General features: G+C 68.9%; 12 protein-coding genes. 2 read left to right on the top strand and 10 right to left on the bottom strand.

Going from position 1 to position 17,399, the window contains the following annotated elements:
• The 8 genes from A9X00_RS21460 to A9X00_RS21495 form a co-directional block, all read right to left on the bottom strand.
• A partial coding sequence (locus A9X00_RS21460; RefSeq protein ID WP_067158204.1) for a WXG100 family type VII secretion target occupies positions 1 to 224 on the bottom strand: 224 nt, incomplete at its 3' end.
• Positions 225 to 437: 213 nt separating this feature from the next.
• The gene (locus tag A9X00_RS21465; RefSeq protein ID WP_066912455.1) at positions 438 to 737 is read right to left on the bottom strand and encodes a PE family protein; all 300 of its coding nucleotides are present in this window, start codon (positions 735 to 737) and stop codon (positions 438 to 440) included.
• 314 nt (positions 738 to 1,051) lie between these two features.
• Positions 1,052 to 2,275: a PPE family protein gene (locus tag A9X00_RS21470; RefSeq protein ID WP_156772218.1), complete on the bottom strand. Its 1,224-nt coding sequence runs from the start codon at positions 2,273 to 2,275 to the stop codon at positions 1,052 to 1,054.
• Between the two features lie 57 nt (positions 2,276 to 2,332).
• Positions 2,333 to 3,571 carry a PPE family protein gene (locus A9X00_RS21475; protein WP_067158148.1) on the bottom strand — a complete coding sequence of 413 codons (1,239 nt, stop codon included), beginning with the start codon at positions 3,569 to 3,571 and terminating at the stop codon, positions 2,333 to 2,335.
• Positions 3,572 to 4,130: 559 nt separating this feature from the next.
• Positions 4,131 to 5,342 carry a PPE family protein gene (locus A9X00_RS21480; protein WP_067158151.1) on the bottom strand — a complete coding sequence of 404 codons (1,212 nt, stop codon included), beginning with the start codon at positions 5,340 to 5,342 and terminating at the stop codon, positions 4,131 to 4,133.
• A 12-nt stretch (positions 5,343 to 5,354) separates the two neighbouring features.
• Positions 5,355 to 5,654, bottom strand: a complete 300-nt coding sequence (locus A9X00_RS21485) for a PE family protein (RefSeq protein WP_066912455.1) — start codon at positions 5,652 to 5,654, stop codon at positions 5,355 to 5,357.
• 215 nt (positions 5,655 to 5,869) lie between these two features.
• Entirely contained in the window at positions 5,870 to 7,138 is a 1,269-nt protein-coding gene (locus tag A9X00_RS21490) for a PPE family protein (RefSeq protein ID WP_067158154.1), read from the bottom strand.
• Positions 7,139 to 7,561: 423 nt separating this feature from the next.
• Positions 7,562 to 7,756 (bottom strand): ferredoxin, encoded by a 195-nt coding sequence (locus A9X00_RS21495; RefSeq protein WP_067158157.1) that lies wholly within the window; start codon positions 7,754 to 7,756, stop codon positions 7,562 to 7,564.
• A 203-nt stretch (positions 7,757 to 7,959) separates the two neighbouring features.
• Here A9X00_RS21495 and A9X00_RS21500 point away from each other — a divergent pair, with 203 nt between their 5' ends.
• Entirely contained in the window at positions 7,960 to 9,135 is a 1,176-nt protein-coding gene (locus tag A9X00_RS21500; RefSeq protein ID WP_067158160.1) for a cytochrome P450, read from the top strand.
• Between the two features lie 41 nt (positions 9,136 to 9,176).
• Here the strand turns inward: A9X00_RS21500 and eccCa are convergent, their stop codons facing one another.
• Together eccCa and eccB are read right to left on the bottom strand one after the other, a co-directional pair.
• The gene (eccCa, locus tag A9X00_RS21505; RefSeq protein WP_067158163.1) at positions 9,177 to 13,352 is read right to left on the bottom strand and encodes a type VII secretion protein EccCa; all 4,176 of its coding nucleotides are present in this window, start codon (positions 13,350 to 13,352) and stop codon (positions 9,177 to 9,179) included.
• Positions 13,349 to 14,869, bottom strand: a complete 1,521-nt coding sequence (gene eccB, locus A9X00_RS21510) for a type VII secretion protein EccB (RefSeq protein ID WP_067158166.1) — start codon at positions 14,867 to 14,869, stop codon at positions 13,349 to 13,351. Before eccB ends, eccCa begins: the two co-directional genes overlap by 4 nt.
• Before the next feature lie 373 nt (positions 14,870 to 15,242).
• Between eccB and malQ the strand changes: the two genes are divergently transcribed.
• The gene (malQ, locus tag A9X00_RS21515) at positions 15,243 to 17,399 is read left to right on the top strand and encodes a 4-alpha-glucanotransferase (protein ID WP_067158207.1); all 2,157 of its coding nucleotides are present in this window, start codon (positions 15,243 to 15,245) and stop codon (positions 17,397 to 17,399) included.

The raw sequence follows: 17,399 nt of genomic DNA on the forward strand, positions 1-17,399 counted from the left end.
CGCACACCGTGCAGCATGTTCACGATGTTGCGGAACGCCTGATTCATCTGACCCATGGTGTCGTAGGAGGTCGCCTGCGCCTGGCCACTCCAGCCCGCACCGGCGATGTTCATCGACGACGCCCACATCTTGCGGGCCTCGTCCTCAACGGTCTGCGCGTGGACCTCAAACCGGCCCGCCATCGCCCGCATCTCATGCGGGTCAGTCATAAAACGTGTTGCCATGTTGGCTTTCTCCTTAATTCTGAGTGACTTGTATTCGGTTGTGGGTGACGCTGGCCCGACGGCGACGCGTTAGCGCACCGTCAAGCCACATACGAAAAGACGTTCCCCCCATACCGTCGGCCGGCGAGCGCCAGCCGCGGCGATTGAATCGACGATGATTTCGGATCCCGGCTCAGCCGTCAGACCCGACATTCCAGAACCGCTGGACCTGGTCTAGCCGGCGGCCGCTGCGTTGGCGGCTTCGGTCGCGGCGTACGAGCCGGAGCTGATCCCAAGCGTGCTCACGAACTGCTCGTGAATCGCCGCGGCCTGGGCGCTGACGGCCTGGTACATCTGCGCGTGCGCGGCGAACTGGGCCGCGGTCAGCGCCGACACCTCGTCGGCAGCCGCCGGCACTACGCCGGTGGTCGGGGCGGCCGCGGCCGCGTTTTGGGCGCTCAGCGCCGAGCCGATCCCCTGCAGGCTCCCGGCCGCCGCAGCCAGAGCCTCCGGCTGTGTGGTCACGAACGACATGCTTTTCCCTCCTAAAGATTGTCCCCCGCACTGCTCTGTGCAAGAGAGTAGATGACAACTTCCGTTTCAAGCTGGCTCCGAGGCCACCTGTTCGCAATTGTTCACTGGATGGCACGGCGAATTCACTTTTAGTAACGACACAGTAACAGCGCCCGGCCGCTATCGCTGGCGTTCACAGGACCGTCACAGCAAACCTTGAAGGTCAACCCTCCCGGGTCGCGGTGGAAGGCCCGTTGGCCAGCACGTATGGAGCTTAGCACCGATGCGGCAAAATCGCGCCGGAGCAAATGCCTTTGCCGGGCCGGCCGCATCGGCTAGCCGGCCGCGGGTGGGCGGGCCATCACCGTTGGGCGGAATCCGTACCGGGGGCTGGCCCCGCTGCCGCCCGCGCCCGCCCCGGCCAGCGGCATGCCGCCGAGCAGGTTGCCGGGCGCCGCGTCGGGTGCCTCCCGGACGTTGCTCACCGGGATGGCCGTTGCGTGGCTGGGCGCCGAAACCGGCCCGGACCACGAAGCCGGTACCGACAGCTTGCCGATCGAGGTGGCGCTGCCCAGGTGCGCCGCCACCGGCGGGGCGCCGCCGCCGAGCAGCCCGCCCAGCCCGGGCAGGCCCTTGGGGACGGCGGCCGCCGCCGCCGGCGCCGCCCCGCCGAGCGCGCCCACGGTCTTCGCGGTCTGGGTCAGCGAGTTGCCCATGCCGATGCTGAAGTACGGCAGACCCTCGGTGTTGTAGAGGACGCCGGCGTAGGGCGACCACGCGGACATGAAGGCGGAAAGGCTGGCGCCCGGGAACGACGGTGTCCCGAACAGGACCTGCCACACGGCCGACAGCGGCCCGTTGGCCGACGCCAGATACCACCATTCCTGTTGCAGTGGCGTATAGAAAGGCGACGCCAGGCTTGCCAGTTGCGCGCTGATCTGGCTGATGGCGGCGTTGATCTGGTTCTGGATCGGGCCGACCGACGTGGTCGCGGCGGAAGTGGTCGCGGCCGACTGGAGGGTCGACGCGGCGGGATTGGCCACCGTCGGTGCCGAGGTGAACGGCGTGACGTTCGAAGCGGCCGCCGAGTTGCCGGCGTAGCTGTACATCGTCGCGGCGTCCTGGGCCCAGAATTCGGCGTACTGGGCTTCCAGCTGCGCAATGATCCCGGTGTTCTGCCCCAGCACGTTGGTCGACACCGCCTGAGCCAACTGGGTGCGGTTCGCCGCGATCAGCGGCGGGGGCACGATCGCGGCGAACGCCGCCTCGTATGCGGCCGCGGCCGCGCTGGCCTGCGTGGCGGCCTGTTCGGCCTGGGCGGCGGTCGTACTCACCCACTCCACATACGGTTGCACCGCGGCGGCCATGGACCCCGAGGCCGGGCCGAGCCACTCCTCGCCGGCCAGCTGCGTCACCACGTTTTCATAGCCCAGGGCGGCCGCGTTCAGCTCCGCGGCCAACGAGTTCCAGGCCGAGGCCGCGGCCACCAGTGGGGTCGAGCCCACACCGGCGTACAGGCGCGCCGAGTTGACCTCCGGCGGTAACGCACCGAAATCGATTGCCATGTCCTGACTCCTTCATCAGTCGCGGCCACGTTGGCCGCCTCGTACAGCTGGTTATCCGGCGGATGGTGGGCGTGCGAGCACGCTGCGCCTGAATCCGTATTCGCGGGGCGGGAAGGCGGAGCCCGAGCGACGGCTGCCGGTGCCCATCGGCATGCCGCGCAGCAGCCCGTTGCCCGCACCCTGCGGGTCGGTGGCGTAGTCCACGGCGATCGCCTGGGTCGCCGATTCCTCGACAGCGCCGGGAGAGCCGGCCCAACCCTGTGGCACCGACAACCCGCCGATCTTGGTGGCCGACGACAAATTGGCCGCGATTCCGCCGTGCCCGGCGGCGCCGCTGCCGACGGCGCCCAGGTGCAGGCCGGCAAACTGCGGTGTCGCGTACCAGGCGCCTTGGGACCCGGCCGTCGTCCCGCCGGGCCCGAACGTCACCTGCTGCGCGATGGAGCCGAAGAATTGCATCATGCCGGTGGAGAAGTAAGCGAGGCCCACGGTGGTGCGCGACAGCGCGGTTCGGTTCGCCACGTTGAGGGCGACGAACTGCTGCACGATCCACCAGTTGTACGGGTTCAGCTGCGAAGCCAGCGCACCGGCCGAAAGCTGTTGCAGCACTTGGTTTATCGACGTGAAGACGGACGTGAGGGATACCGCGTCGGGGGTCAGCGCAAGCCCGGGGGTGGCCGCGGCCACCATGGCCGCGCCGGTGCCCGCCGGCGTCGCGATGGCCTGACCGACCGCGACGGCCTGGGCGGCCAGCCCGCTTTGGTCGGTGGCCTGCGCCGGCTCGGAGAACGGGGTCAACTGTGTGGCGACCGCGGAGGCAGCCGCGTAGCCGTACATTGCCATGGCGTCTTGGGCCCACATCTCGGCGTACTCGGCCTCGGTGGCGGCGATCGCCGGAAAGTTCTGTCCGAAGAAGTTGGTAGCGACCAGCGTCGCCAGCAAAACCCTGTTCGCCGCGATCAGCGGTGGCGGCACCGTCAACGTGAACGCGGTTTCGAAGGCGGCGGCGGCGGCCCTGGCCTGGTTCGCGGCGTCCTCGGCAAGCGCCGCGGCGGCACCGAGCCACGAGACATACGGCGTGGCGGCGGCCAGCATCGATCGCGATGCCGGGCCCAACCACGGCGCGCTGGTCAACTCGGCGATCACCGAGGAGTAGCCCGTCGCCGTCAGGCTCAGCTCGCTGGCCAGCCCGTCCCAGGCAGAAGCCGCGGCCATCATCGAGCCGGAACCCGGACCGGCGTACATCCGGCCCGAGTTGATCTCTGGCGGTAGCGCCCCGAAGTCCAACACCTATGAACCACCGGACTCGAACGACATGTTTTCTCCGCAAGTTCGGGCTAATGACGACTGATGCAAGGAATGTTTTGCAGGTTGTTCGCTAGAGAGGAGGCTAAGGCCCGTAATCCCCCGACCGGCGCCGCGCGAGCCGCCGGGCCCGCCGGGCGACGCCGGCCCGACCGGTGGCCCGAGAGCGACGGGGGCGTCGCCCCCTGAGCGGCCGCCCGCCGACAGCACCGGCATTCACCTGCGGAAATGCGGCGATGACGCTGCCCAGCGCGCGTCCGGCGTGCACCCCAGGAAGGCCGATTTTCGGGAGGGTCGGCGGGCCGAAGGCGACCGGGCCGGGTAAAAATCCGGCCGCAGTTAAAGCCGCGGAATGGGTTGCCGGACGGGCGGTTCAGCCACCGCGAGCCGCGTTAGCGGAGTCGGGCCGGCGTGCGTCGATTCAGGCCGGAACACGGGCCGTGCGGACTCGCTCGAACGGCGACCGCTGAGGCCCCCAAAACGCCGTCGTGGGCGCAGGCATCATTGCCTGCGCCCACGATGCCAAATGGTGACGGTATGGCGACTAGCCGCCCAGGGGCGGCCGGGCCATGACGGTGGGACGGAACCCGTAGCGGGGACCGGCGCCGCTGGCGGCACCGGAGCCGACACCCGCCAGCGGCATGCCGCCCAGCAGGTTGCCCGGTCCCCCGGCCGCCTCCGGGGCAGCGCTGATGCTGCTGACCGGAATGGCGTGGGCCGCGGCCGCCGTCGGGGCGGTAGCCCCGGTCCACGAGACCGGCACCGACAACTTGCCGATCGACGTCGCGCTGCCCAGATGCGCGGCCGCGCCGCCGGCACCTCCACCCAGCAGCCCGCCCAGCCCGGGCAGGCCCTTGGGGACGGCGGCCGCCGCGGCCGCCGGACCGGTGATGGCGCCCAGCGTCTTGGCCATCTGAACACCGAAGTTGCCCATACCGACGCTGAAGTACGGCAGACCCTCGGTGTTGTAGAAGAAGCTCGCGTAGTTCGAGTAGCCACCCAGCGCGGTACCGATGTTCGACGGCAGAATCGTCTGGCCGGTCAACAGGAACCAGACCTCGCTGATCAGCGGGTTGGAGTTGGAGAACTGCGAGACAAACGAGTTCGTCGTGGCCGGTGAGCCGAGCGCGCCCAGCGCCTGCTGAATCTGCGTGAGGTAACTCTGCAGGGTCTGCTGGATCGAGGCCGCCGGTGCCGCGGACTGGGTGACGGCCGCAGCTGCCGGGTTGGCGACGGTCGGCGCGCTTTGGAACGGCGTCACCTTGGTCGCCGCCGCGGACTGGTTGGCGTAGCTGTACAGCGCCGAGGCGTTCTGTGCCCAGAACTCGGCGTACTGCGCCTCCAGCTGCGCGATGATCCCGTTGTTCTGGCCCAGGATGTTGGTCGCCTGCGCCTGGGACAGCGTGGTGCGGTTGATGGCGATCGCCGGCGGGGGCACCACCGAGGCGAGCACCGTCTCGTAGGCCGCCGCGGCCGACTGGGCCTGGGCGGCCGCTTCCTCGGCCTGGCCGGCGGTCGTCGTCATCCACTGCACGTAGGGCTGCGCCGCCGACGCCATCGACGCCGAGGCCGGCCCGAGCCACTCCTCGCCCGCCAGCTGGGTGACGATCTGGTCGTAGCCCATGGCGGCCGAAGTCAGCTCGGCGGCGATGCCGTTCCACGCGGAGGCGGCCGCCATCAGCGACGACGAACCCGGCCCCGCGTAGATCATCGCGGAGCTGACCTCCGGAGGCAGCGCTCCAAGATCCATTGTCATGTCCTAAACCCCCTAGCCGGCCGCGGCCGCGTTGGCCGCCTCGGTCGCCGCGTAGGACCCGGAGCTGATGCCCAGGGTGCTGACGAACTGCTCGTGGATGGCCGCGGCCTGAGCGCTGACGGCCTGGTACATCTGGGCGTGCGCGGCGAACTGGGCCGCGGTCAGCGCCGACACCTCATCGGCGGCAGCGGGCACCACCCCGGTCGTCGGGGCCGCCGCCGCGGCGTTCTGGGCGCTCAACGCCGAGCCGATACCCTGCAGACTGCCTGCCGCCGCCGCCAACGCTTCGGGCTGCGTAGTCACAAACGACATCTGTTTTCCTCCTCAACTTTCAGGCTCTATGACCTTCAAGGAATGCTCTTTGCTGCTGAAGTTCACTTCAGACAGGGCTTGCTAGTGAGACTAATTGGGTCCCGTCGGGTCGCGCCTCCTTAGCGCCAACTGTTCACTGGTGGACAACTGCTGTTCACTCGGGGCAGCCCTGGGCTGGCATGCCGGCTCGATCGTCATTGCTTGCCGCCTCGACATCATCCGGCCGACGGCGGTCGTGTCAGCACGCTGTAGCGGAACCCGTATTTGGTGGTGTAGCCGTATCCGGCGCTGCGCCGTCCGACGGCCCCGGTCGGGATGCCGCGCAGCAGGGCGTTCCCAGGAACCGCGCCGCCGGCGTTGACGGGCGGCGTCTCTTCGGACACGGCGCTGACCAGGGTTGCCTCGGCGGTCGGGTTGGTCCAGTTCGCGGGGACCGACAGCGCCCCGATCCTGCCGGCCTCGCCGGCGCTCGCCGAAACGGCGCCGGCGGGATGCCGGCCGCCCAGGCCGCCGATGCCGCCGAGGTGCAGGCCGGCGAACTGCGGCGTCGGAAACCAGGCACCACCGGCACCGGCCGTCGCGCCACCGGGGCCGAAGGTGAGCTGCTGGCCGATCGACCAACCGAAGTTTGCGATGCCCACCCCGAAGTAGGCCTGCGCGAACTGCCGTATCTCGTTGCCCAACGGGCTGATGCCGCTGGCCGGGAACGCCAACCCGTTGTTCCTGATCCCGAACCAGTCGTTGGTCGCGGTCGGAAGCCCGTATTTGAGGAAACTTTGCAGCTGCTGCTGCAGCATCGAGAACGGCCAGTTGGTGAAGGTGTAACCCGACAGTTGCTGCAGCGCGAGTTGCTGCAATGCCTGCGGGATGGCCGCGATCTGATCCAGCACGGTCTGCGCGGCCGGTTGCGCGGTGGCCTGGGCAACGGCGGCGCCCTGGTTGGCGGCCGCGGTCGGGGTGCTGGTGTTGGGCGGCTCCGTGTACGGCGTCAGCACGGTGGCGGCGGCCGAGGAGGCGGCGTAGCCGTACATCGCCGCGGCGTCCTGGGCCCACATCTCCATGTACTGGGCCTCGGTGGCCATGATCGCGGGCGTGTTCTGCCCGAAGAAGTTGGTCGCGACCAGCGTCGCCAACAGCACCCGGTTGGCCACGATCACCGGCGGCGGCACCGTCAGCGCGAAGGCCTCCTCGAAAGCGCCCGCGGCCGCGCGAGCCTGGCTGGCGCTCTCCTCGGCCAGACCGGCGGCCGAGCTGAGCCAGCTCACGTAGGGCACCACCGCGTTGACCATCGCCGTCGACGACGGCCCCACCCACGGCGCACTGATCAACTCGGTGATCACCGAGTTGTAACCGGACGCCGCGGTGCTCAGCTCCGCCGCCAGCTCGTCCCACGCGGTCGCGGCGACCATGATCGACTCCGCCCCCGGGCCCGCATACATCCGACCGGAATTGATTTCGGGCGGTAGCGCTCCGAAGTCGAACACCGTGTCCTCCTCAGTTGGCCATGATCGCGGCGGCGATCATCGCGGTCAGGTACAAGCCATGGTGGGCGCGGTCACAACTTTGTTGACCAGCAAACCCAGTCGACGGGATTGTCCGCGCACCGTGGCGCGCCGGTTCCTTCTGCCCGAAATACGTTCTCCAGCACCAGGTTTGCCTGGACTTCCGGTCAGGAACGACATATCCAATCCGCCTCGACTACCCCGCTATCAGCAACCGAGCGACAGCTCTTTGGTGCCCGAACTGCCGCTCGCGAACGACATTAGCTGGTCGTGCTTGGAGCTCCGACCGACGATGCCAACTGTTCATTCCCAGCCAGCCAATGTTCACTCCCGGCCAGCGGCGGTTTACCAGAGACAACCGAACGTTCACCGGGCGTTTCCCCACCGGTACGTCTTGCTGCGCGGCTAGTCCTCTTCGAGGATCAGCGCCATTTCCGGGCACGAGGCCACACCGTCGCGGGTCAACTGTTCGTCCTCGGGCCGCACCTCGTGCTCCTGCAGGATCGAATAGCCCGACTCGTCGATGGGGAACAGGTTTGGATCGACGGCATAGCACTGGGCGTGGCCCACGCACTTGGACGTTTCGAGACGAACCTTCACTAGGTTTCCTTCTTCGTTTCCTTCGGCGGCATTCGCGAAAACCCGGAACGGACGATCGATAGGTAGATTAGCCCGTCGATAAAGTCTAGGAGACGGTTGCCGATCGCGGCCTACACGATTGGTGTCCCCCTCGTCCCGCGTGGGATATTGGTGTGCCGTCGACAAACACGAAAACCGAACGGACAAGCGGAGATCAGGGGCGCATGAGCACTCTCGGCGAAGGCCAGCCGGCCACCTTTCACCTACCCCGGCTGGAATACACCAAGCTGCCGATGTCCGCCGACCGCGGCGTCGGATGGAAGACGCTGCGGGACGCCGGGCCGGTGGTGTTCATGAACGGCCACTACTACCTGACGCGGCGTGAGGACGTGCTCGCCGCCCTGCGCAACACCAAGGTGTTCTCCTCGCGGCTGGCGCTACAACCCCCAGGCAGCCCGTTGCCGGTAGTGCCGCTGGCCTTCGACCCGCCGGAGCACACCCGCTACCGCAAGATCCTGCAGCCGTACTTCAGCCCGCAGGGATTGAGCGAGTCGCGGCCGGTGCTGCAGCGCCACGCCGCCGAGATGATCGCCGCGCTCGCGGCCCAGGGCAAGTGCGACGCGATGGCGGATTTCGCGCGGCTGTATCCCTATCAGGTATTCCTCGATCTCTACGGTCTGCCCGTCGAGGACCGTGACCGCATCATCGATTGGAAGGACGCGGTCATCGGGGAGCGGCCCTACATGACGCCGGAGGACCACGAAAAGGCGCGCCTGCTGTTGGCGTATCTCACCGACGCGATCCAGAAGCGGCGGGAGAACCCGGGGACCGACATGTTGTCCCGGGTGATGACCGGCGAGGGCAACTTCACCGACCTCGAGCTGCTGGGCATGAGCCACCTGCTGATCCTCGCCGGCCTGGACACGGTGACCGCGTCCATCGGATTTTCCCTGTACCACCTGGCCCGCCGGCCGGAGCTGCGTGCCGCGCTGCGCGACAATCCGCGCCAGATAAGGGTTTTCATCGAGGAGATCGTCCGGCTGGAGCCGTCGGCGCCGGTGGCGCCCCGGGTGACGACGGAGATCGTCGAGGTCGGGGGCATGACGCTGCCCGCGGGCACGGCGGTGCGGCTGTGCATGGCCGCGGTGAACCGGGACGGCAGCGACGAGATGTCCACCGATGAAATGTTCCTGGACGGCAAGGTGCACCGGCACTGGGGATTCGGCGGCGGGCCGCACCGCTGCCTGGGTTCTCACCTGGCGCGGATCGAGCTCACGATCGTCGTGGCGGAATGGCTCAAGCAGATCCCCGACTTCGAATTGCCCGAGGACTACACGCCCGAGATCAAATTCCCGTCGAAGACCTTCGCGCTCAAGACATTACCGCTGCGCTGGGCCTGAATCGCAGGCCCAGCGCAGCAGCCAATCTCAGTAGCGGGTCCCTACTTGCGGAACTCGGTCGCGGCCACCTGGACGAACACGCCGGTGTCCTCGGCCATCAGCAGGCCTCGGCCGCGGGGCAGCGGGCCGCCCTTCATCTTGCCGCGGATGAAGCCCTCGTCGGGGTCGGCGTCCATCACCAGCAGCGGCGCGTTCGCCTGGTGCAGCGCCCGCAGCATCGGGTCGCTGCCCGCCGACGACCAACCACCGAAGGTGCGGGTGACGATCACGTGCAGGCCCACATCGGCGGCCCTGGTCACCCAGGCGGCGGCCTTGTGCAGCGGCGAGTCGAACCCGGCCGGCAGCTGCTGGATGTCGTCGACGATGAGGAAGATCTCCGGGCCGCTCCACCACGAGTGCGACAAGAGCTCCTCCGCCGACAGGCCGGGCGGTGGTTCGCGGCTGGCCAGCAGGGCGGACATGTCGTTCATCATCGCCTGCACGCCGTCCAGGTTGTACGCGAACTTCTCCACGTACTCCGAGCCCAGCACCGTCAGCAGCTGACGGCGCGGGTCGACCAGCCACACCTGGGCGGAGGGCCGCCCGGCCGGTGGCGTCGGCGCGGCGCTGGCGCCGGGCGCGTACAGCCGCCCGATCTCCGACATGATCGTCGCCAGCGTCGTGGTGCGGCCACATTCGCGTCGGCCCGTCACCATCAGGTGCGCGTTCTCGGCGAAATTCAAATAGACCGGCGCCAGGTCCAATTCCGATATGGCCCAAACGATTCCGCCGGCACCGACGCCCTGGCGGGTGTCGCGGGCCGCCAGCTCGCGTACCTGCTCGACGCCGAAGCGCGCCGGCAGGCGGCGGATCGGCGGGGCCTGACCGCTCGCCAGGCGACCAACCGCCTCGACGATGCTGTCGGACGCGAACACGTTGTCGGGCGTGCTGGCCAGCGCGGGCCGCGCCACCAGGGTGTGCAGACCGGCCTGCGGGTCGGCGTCGAGGCGGACGTAGTTGACCGCCACCATGCCGCGTCCCGGCTTGACCGGAACCTCCTTGGCGAACCGGGACCGCACCAGCTTCGCGTCTTCGACCGCGGCCAACCGCAATTCGACGCGGGAACCGAAACCGCTACGCACCGGCGGCCGCAGCTCCGACTCGCGGTCCGCGGTGACGATCACGTGCACACCGAACGAGGGTCCCTGGTTGATGATCAGGTTCACCTGCTCGATCAGCACCTCGTTTTCCTCGGCCAGCGCCCGGTAGTTGTCGATCACCAGGTAGACGTCGCCGAACCCGTCGTTGGGCACCGGCCCGGCCTCGCCGCCGAACTTGCGGCGCCGGAACACCTCCATCGAGGCGATGCCGTATTCGAGGAAGCTGCGCTTGCGCTCGCGAACCAGCGCCAGCAGCTCGGCCACCGTGCGGCGCACGCCGTACGGGTCGGTCGGGCCGGCTACCTCACCGACATGGGGCAGACGGGCCACCGTGGTCAGCGCGGTGCCGCTGTAGGCCAGGCAGTAGAACTGGACCTGTTCGGGCGTGTGGGTCAGCGCCGCCGAGCAGATCAGCGTCTGCAGCGCCGTGGTCTTACCCGAACCGCCGGCCCCCAGGATCAGCACGTTGGCACCCGGGCCGGAGGTGTCGACCGTCCAGGGCGGCTGGTCGTGCTTGAACGGCCGGTCGATGATCCCGATCGGGAACACCAGGTTCTGCTCGGTGCCGTAGTCCTGCTGCCACTGGCGGCCGATGAACCGGTTGACCAGGTCGTCGATGGCGACGGGCTCGTTCAGCGGCGGCTGCCACAATCGGTAGGGCTCGAAGTCGATCCGGCGCAGCTGATCGATGATCACCGTGCCGACCTTGGGCGTCCTGATGCCCTCGTCGTCCTCGCCCTCGGCTTCCGCCACCTCAGCAGGCAGCAGCTCCCCGTTCGAGCCGTTCGCGTGAACCGGCTCGATGGTCGGCCCGCCGACGCTCACCTCGAGGGGGGTGAACGAGTTGGTAAACAGTTGCGGGCGAACGTAATCGATGCTGTGCACCAACGCCGGGCCCTCGTCGCCGTCGATGGTGATGCTGCGCGAGATGTAGTCCCGCCACAGGAACTCGGCCTGGAACCGGACGATGTCCTCGAGGCTCCGGCGGAAGTAACCCAGACCCGCCTGGGCCGGCAGGTTCACCGCGTTCGGCACACCGGCCGCCTGCGCCGCCCCGGCGGTGCGGGCCTTCAGCACCAACCGGTAACCCATGTTCTCCATGAGCTTTTCGGCCCGGCTCTCAATGGTCTGCGACGCCATCATCAGGTGGATCCAGTAGGCGCGGCCCTGACGGCCGATCGAGTCCAGCACGTCGACGGCGGTCGGCATGATGCGGAACCACTCGTAGAACTCGTCGATGACGACCACCAGCATCGGCAGCGGCGGCATGTCCTGCCCGCGGGCCCGCATCCGGGAACGCACGCTGTTGTATTCCTTGGCGTCGTCGACCCCGGCGCTGTCGCAGATCGCCTTGCGGCGCGCGATCTCGCCCCACAGCGCGTCCAGGAAGCGCTCCATCAACGCCTGGTCCTCTTCCAGGTCGGTGATGATGCGCGATACGTGCGGCACCCCGGCGAACGGCTTGACGGCCGAACCACCCTTGAGGTCGGCCAGCACGAACTGCAGCTCCTCCGGCGGGTGGCCGAGCATCAGCGACTCGATCACGGTTCGCACCAGCGTCGACTTACCGGAACCGGTCGTACCGGACATGACCCCGTGCGGACCGTCGCCGCCTTCGTCCAGCGACTTCATGTCCAGGAACAGCAGCTCGCCGTTGTCGGAGCGATTGCCGAACGGGGCGCGCAGCCGGGACCGGCCCATCGCGTCGGTGCGGCTGCCCCACAGCGCGTCGAAGTCGATGTCGGCCGGATCGTCGATCCCGTAGTAGGCCAGGATGTCGCGGGCGCCGATGTGGGCCACCCGCTGACCGATCTCCTCGTACGCCTCGGCCAGCCGCCAGCGCGCCAGCTTCTGGGCGAACTCCTCGGACTCCTCGACGCTGAGGTGGTCGGTGAGCGCGAAGAACCACGGCTTCTCGTCGATGACCATCCAGGTGTCGCGGTCGCGCGGCAGGGCTTCGATCACGCCGCGTTCGTCGAAGCGCAGGGTCCGCTCGGGGACGGACGCCCACATCGACGAGCCGGTCAGGTCGAAGAACGTCACGCCGTCGATGCCCTCGGCGCTGATCACGAACTCCCATTGGGGGTCCGTGACGTCGGCGATGATCACGGTGTGCGGCGTCGGGGTCTGCGCCGAGGAGCTGGCGTGCCGGGGCGTGAAAGAGCCACGGCCGGCGAACAATTCGGCCTGCTCCGCGGCGAACTCGCGCACCGAGCTGTAGACCATGCGGGCGTTGCCGGCGGCGTCCTGGCGCCGCGAGTCGCCGAAGTGGGGCAGCCACTTGACCCAATCCCATTGGTCCAACTCGGAGCTGACCACGACCATCTGCACGTGGTCGGGGCCGTGCGAGAACGCCAGCTGGCAGACGATCGCCCGCATCAGGCCCAGCACCTGCTCGCGGTCCCCGATCAGCGAGTACCAGGGCTCGACCAGCAGGGAAATCATCTTCGGCAGGTTGTAGACGACGCTCTGGTAGCGGCCGAATTCCTGCAGCGCCTTACCGGTCACCGGCTCGAGCTCGATGTCGGTCGGCATGTTCTGGGGCTCACCCCAGGTCACCTCGGGACGGGTCATGCCCACGCCGACCCGGACGACACCGAAGTTGAGGTCCTTGCCGTCCGGCTTGCGCTCCCACATCCGCGAGGAGCCCACCGCGGCGGGCAGGGTGTCGGGTGCCGGGTGGAACCAGCGGTAGTTGGCGTCCATGCTGTCGGCCGACTCGTGCGCGGTCTCGCGCAGCATGTCGAGCATCAGCATGAACTGGGCGCGCATCGCGTCCAGCTTGGGCCGGCTCATCTGCTGCTGGCCGCCGAATCGGCCACCAAACATCATCATCGCCATGCCGCCGATCATGAAGATCGGGAAGATCGCGCCGACGCCGCCGAAGACATGCGAGCCGCTGGCGAAGGTCATGGCGACCATGCCGCCCAGCAGGCCGATCACCACGACGCCGACCACGACGATCCACCACGGCTTGCCCTCCGGTGGCGGGATGCTCAGCGGGGTCGGGAGGACGATGTTCTCCGGCTTGATGACCGGGGGCTTCTCCGGTGTCGGGCGCGCGAATCCACGTTTCATCGGGGTACCACCAACTCTGCAGGGGACATGTCCATGGGTAAGGTGTCGTGCTCCACCAAGGCGTCCGCCCGCGACAGGGTCGGGCCTTGGGGCAGCAGCCGCAGCGCCACCCACGGCGCCAGGCTCGGTGCGGTCTTCAGGCCGAGGGCCTCGCGGGCCTCGCGGGTGTCGTCCACCCCGAACCGTGCGCCGGCGTCGGTCAGCCACCACAGCGATTCGGTGGTCTTGGCGCCCGGGTCGTTGCCGGTGACGGCCACGAAGTTGGCGTGGTCGGGGCCGAAGTACACCTGGTCGGCTTCCCGGCCGGTGGTGTCGGCCTTCACCAACGACACGACCTTGCTCATTTCCTTGGACGCGACGGGGATGGTCGACCCGGAGATGACCTGGATGCGGGCCCGGTTCTCACCGGAGGTCTTCTGCCACCACCAGCAGGTGGCCGGGTTCTCCCGGATGTCCATCACGTTCAGCGGGTTGTCGGGGTACGACGACAGGTCCAGCTTGTTGACCACCGGCATCTTCGCCAGGGCCGACGGCTCGACCGTCACCGGCTTGTTGTTGCCCGGGCCGCCGGCGTTCTGCAGGATCTGCGCCACCAGCGGGGGCAGCGTCTGCACGCCGTCGGTCAACACCAGCGAATACTGTTGCGGCCCACTGATTTGGGGGGTGACGATCACCGTCCCGACCGGGCCGGGCGCGCCCCCGAACGTCGCCGGGCTGCCCGCGCTGGGGATCTCGGGGACGGTCAGCTCGGGTCCCACCGGCAGCGCGTCGTACAGCGCGCGGCTCATCGGCTTCGCCATGCTGACCTGCTCGGGCGTCAGGCCCAGCGGCAACAACACCGAGCGGTTCATCGCGTCGATCTTCGACCGGCGCCCCTGCCGGACCACCCAGGCGTCGTCGCCGTAGCGGAGCACCACGGCGTCGGACCCATTCAGCACCTGCCGGTGGCCGCTGAGGTCCGGCGTCCCGTCGATCACCGTCACGGTCACCCCGGACGGCGCACCCACCCCGGTCGAACCGGAAACGGTGTCGCACACCAGCCACGACGACGCGGTCGGGGTCTTGGGGGCGAAGTTCGACGGCGCGCCCGGGATGCCTACCAGGGGCCCGCGCGGCAGGTTGGCGATCTGGCTCGACCGGACCAAGTGCGGGTTGTCCGGCCGCCCGGTGATCAGCCGCGCCGAGGCCAGGTTCAGCGCCGGGTACAACTTGTCACCCACGCGGACATAGAGGGCGCCGGAGTCGCGATCGGCGATGATCGGCGACTCGTTGATCTGGCCCGACGGGCTGATGAATGACCACAGCAAGGCGCCCAGGCAGATCACCAACCCGGCCGAAACCGACGCCACCAGGGCCAGCGTCTGACGGCGCCCGGGCTCGATCTCCATGCGGACTCGCCAGCGGGTCAGCGCCATCGAGGTCCGCCGAGCCAGGAACTGGTAGCCGGTTACCTGGGTCTTGGTCGACAACCCAAGGCCGTACCCCGACCCCCGCTGCCCGCGACTCTCTTCCGCCACGCTAATTCACCATCCGGTCTGCTAGAACGCCTGAACATTGTCCTTGAAAAATATCCGGGCGCGAATTGCTTCGACAACCGTGACAACCGTAAGGGACGCCCACGGACCTCGCCACGCGTTCCCGTGCGCGTTCACTTCGATTCAATCTGGCCGCGCAGACGAATCCCGCCTCGTTCGGGTCATGAGTGTCGCGCAGGGTGCCAGTAACGGCGCTGGCACTTTTGCTCTTCCCCACTCATCCCCCGGCTGGATTCCTCACGTCTTCACTGGGCATGTTAACCGGGGACGGCCACTTAGTCCTGTCGAACGCCCAGCTTCGCCGTCCGGCTCGGCGATGAGGCGACGGAACGGCTTCTCAAGCAAGATGGGCGGCATGACGGAGCTCGCGCCCTCGCTGGTCGAACTCGCCCGCCGCTTCGGCATCGCCACCGAGTACGACGACTGGACCGGCCGGCGCGTGCTCGTCGGCGAGCAGACGCTGGTGGCCGGGCTCGCCGCGCTCGGCGTCGCCGCCGGCACCGAACAGGAGCGCAACGCCGCCCTGACCGCGCAGCGGCGCTCGTACTGGGAACGCCGGATGCCGGCGACCATCGTCGGGCGCACCGGTGAGCAGATCCGATTCTGGGTGCACGTGAGCCACGGGGATCCCGCCGAAGTGTGGCTGCAGCTCGAGGACGGCACGGTCCGCGGCGGGGTCACGCAGGTGGACAACTTCACGCAGCCGTTCGACCTGGACGGGCGCTGGATCGGGGAGGCCAGCTTCGTCCTTCCGGCGCACCTGCCGCTGGGCTACCACCGTGTCCACCTGCGTTCCGGCGACACCGAGACGAGCACCGCGCTGATCGTCACGCCGGACTGGCTCGGCCTGCCGGAGCAGCTCGGCGCCCGCCGCGCGTGGGGGCTGGCCGCGCAGCTCTACAGCGTGCGGTCGCGCCAGTCGTGGGGCGTCGGCGACCTCACCGACTTAAGCGACCTCGCGGTGTGGTCGGCGTCCCGCCACGGCGCCGACTACGTGCTGGTCAACCCCCTGCACGCGGCGGCCCCGCCGGGGCCGGCCAGCCCGATGGAGCCGTCGCCGTACCTGCCGACGTCGCGCCGCTTCTTCAACCCGCTCTACCTTCGCGTCGAGGCGATCCCCGAATACACCGACCTGACCAAGCGGGGCCGGCTGCGCCGGCTGCGTTCGGACGTCCAACACCAGGCGGCCGAACTCGACGCCATCGACCGCGACGGTGCCTGGGCGGCCAAGCGCGCGGCGCTGCGGCTCTTGCATCGGGTGCCCCGCTCGGCGGGCCGTGAGCTGGCGTACGCCGCGTTCCGCGACCGGGAGGGCCACGCGCTCGACGACTTCGCCACCTGGTGCGCGCTGGCCGAGGAATACGGCGATGACTGGCACCGCTGGCCGGAGTCGCTGCAGCACCCCGGCGCCGCCGGCATCGCGGGATTCGTCGAACGGAATTCGGACGCCATCGATTTCCATCGCTGGCTGCAGTGGCAACTCGACGAGCAGCTCGCCTCGGCGCAATCCCAGGCGATACGGGCCGGGATGGCGTTGGGTGTCATGCACGACCTGGCCGTCGGGGTGCATCCCAACGGCGCCGACACCTGGGCCCTGCAGGATGTGCTGGCGCTGGGCGTGACGGCCGGCGCGCCACCGGACGAGTTCAACCAGCTCGGCCAGGACTGGTCGCAGCCGCCCTGGCGTCCGGACCGGTTGGACGAGCAGGAATACCGTCCCTTTCGGGCGCTGATCCGGGCCGTGCTGCGGCATGCCGGTGGCGTCCGCATCGACCACATCATCGGGTTGTTCCGGCTGTGGTGGATCCCGCGGGGTGCACCGCCGACCGAGGGCACCTACGTGCGGTACGACCACGAAGCGATGATCGGCATCGTCGCCCTGGAAGCCCACCGCGCCGGGGCGCTCGTCGTGGGCGAAGACCTCGGCACCGTCGAGCCGTGGGTCCGCGACTACCTCTTATTACGGGGCGTGCTGGGCACCTCGATCCTGTGGTTCGAGTTGGATCGGGACGGGAACGGCGGGCCGCTGCCGGCCGAGCGCTGGCGCGAGTACTGCCTGTCGTCGGTCACCACCCACGACCTGCCGCCGACGGCCGGCTACCTGGCGGGCGACCATGTGCGGCTGCGGGAGTCGCTGGGGCTGTTGACCCGGCCGGTGGAGGTCGAGCTCGAAACGGACCGGGCCGAGCTGGCGGCGTGGATGGCCGAGCTGCGCCGGGTCGGCCTGCTCGACGAGGGCGTGGACGGTCAGGGCGACCCAGAGCACGTGATTCTCGCGCTCTACCGGTACCTGGGCCGGACGCCGTCGCGGCTGTTGGGGGTGGCGCTGACCGACGCGGTCGGCGACCGGCGCACCCAGAACCAGCCGGGCACCACCGACGAGTACCCGAACTGGCGTGTCCCGCTGACCGGCCCCGACTGCAAACCGGTGCTGCTCGAGGACGTTTTCACCGATCGTCGGGCGGCCGCGCTGGCCGAGGCCGTCCGCGAGGCGATCGCGGCGCCCAGCTGA

The sequence above is a fragment of the Mycobacterium sp. 1245805.9 genome (genome assembly GCF_001672915.1).
Lineage (GTDB): Bacteria > Actinomycetota > Actinomycetes > Mycobacteriales > Mycobacteriaceae > Mycobacterium.

Bases quoted from the DNA above. Each gene is read 5' to 3' on its own strand.
- A9X00_RS21465 (WP_066912455.1), bottom strand. From the start codon at position 737: ATGTCGTTCGTGACCACACAGCCGGAGGCTCTGGCTGCGGCGGCCGGG.
- A9X00_RS21480 (WP_067158151.1), bottom strand. From the start codon at position 5,342: ATGACAATGGATCTTGGAGCGCTGCCTCCGGAGGTCAGCTCCGCGATG.
- A9X00_RS21485 (WP_066912455.1), bottom strand. From the start codon at position 5,654: ATGTCGTTTGTGACTACGCAGCCCGAAGCGTTGGCGGCGGCGGCAGGC.
- A9X00_RS21500 (WP_067158160.1), top strand. From the start codon at position 7,960: ATGAGCACTCTCGGCGAAGGCCAGCCGGCCACCTTTCACCTACCCCGG.
- eccCa (WP_067158163.1), bottom strand. From the start codon at position 13,352: ATGAAACGTGGATTCGCGCGCCCGACACCGGAGAAGCCCCCGGTCATC.
- malQ (WP_067158207.1), top strand. From the start codon at position 15,243: ATGACGGAGCTCGCGCCCTCGCTGGTCGAACTCGCCCGCCGCTTCGGC.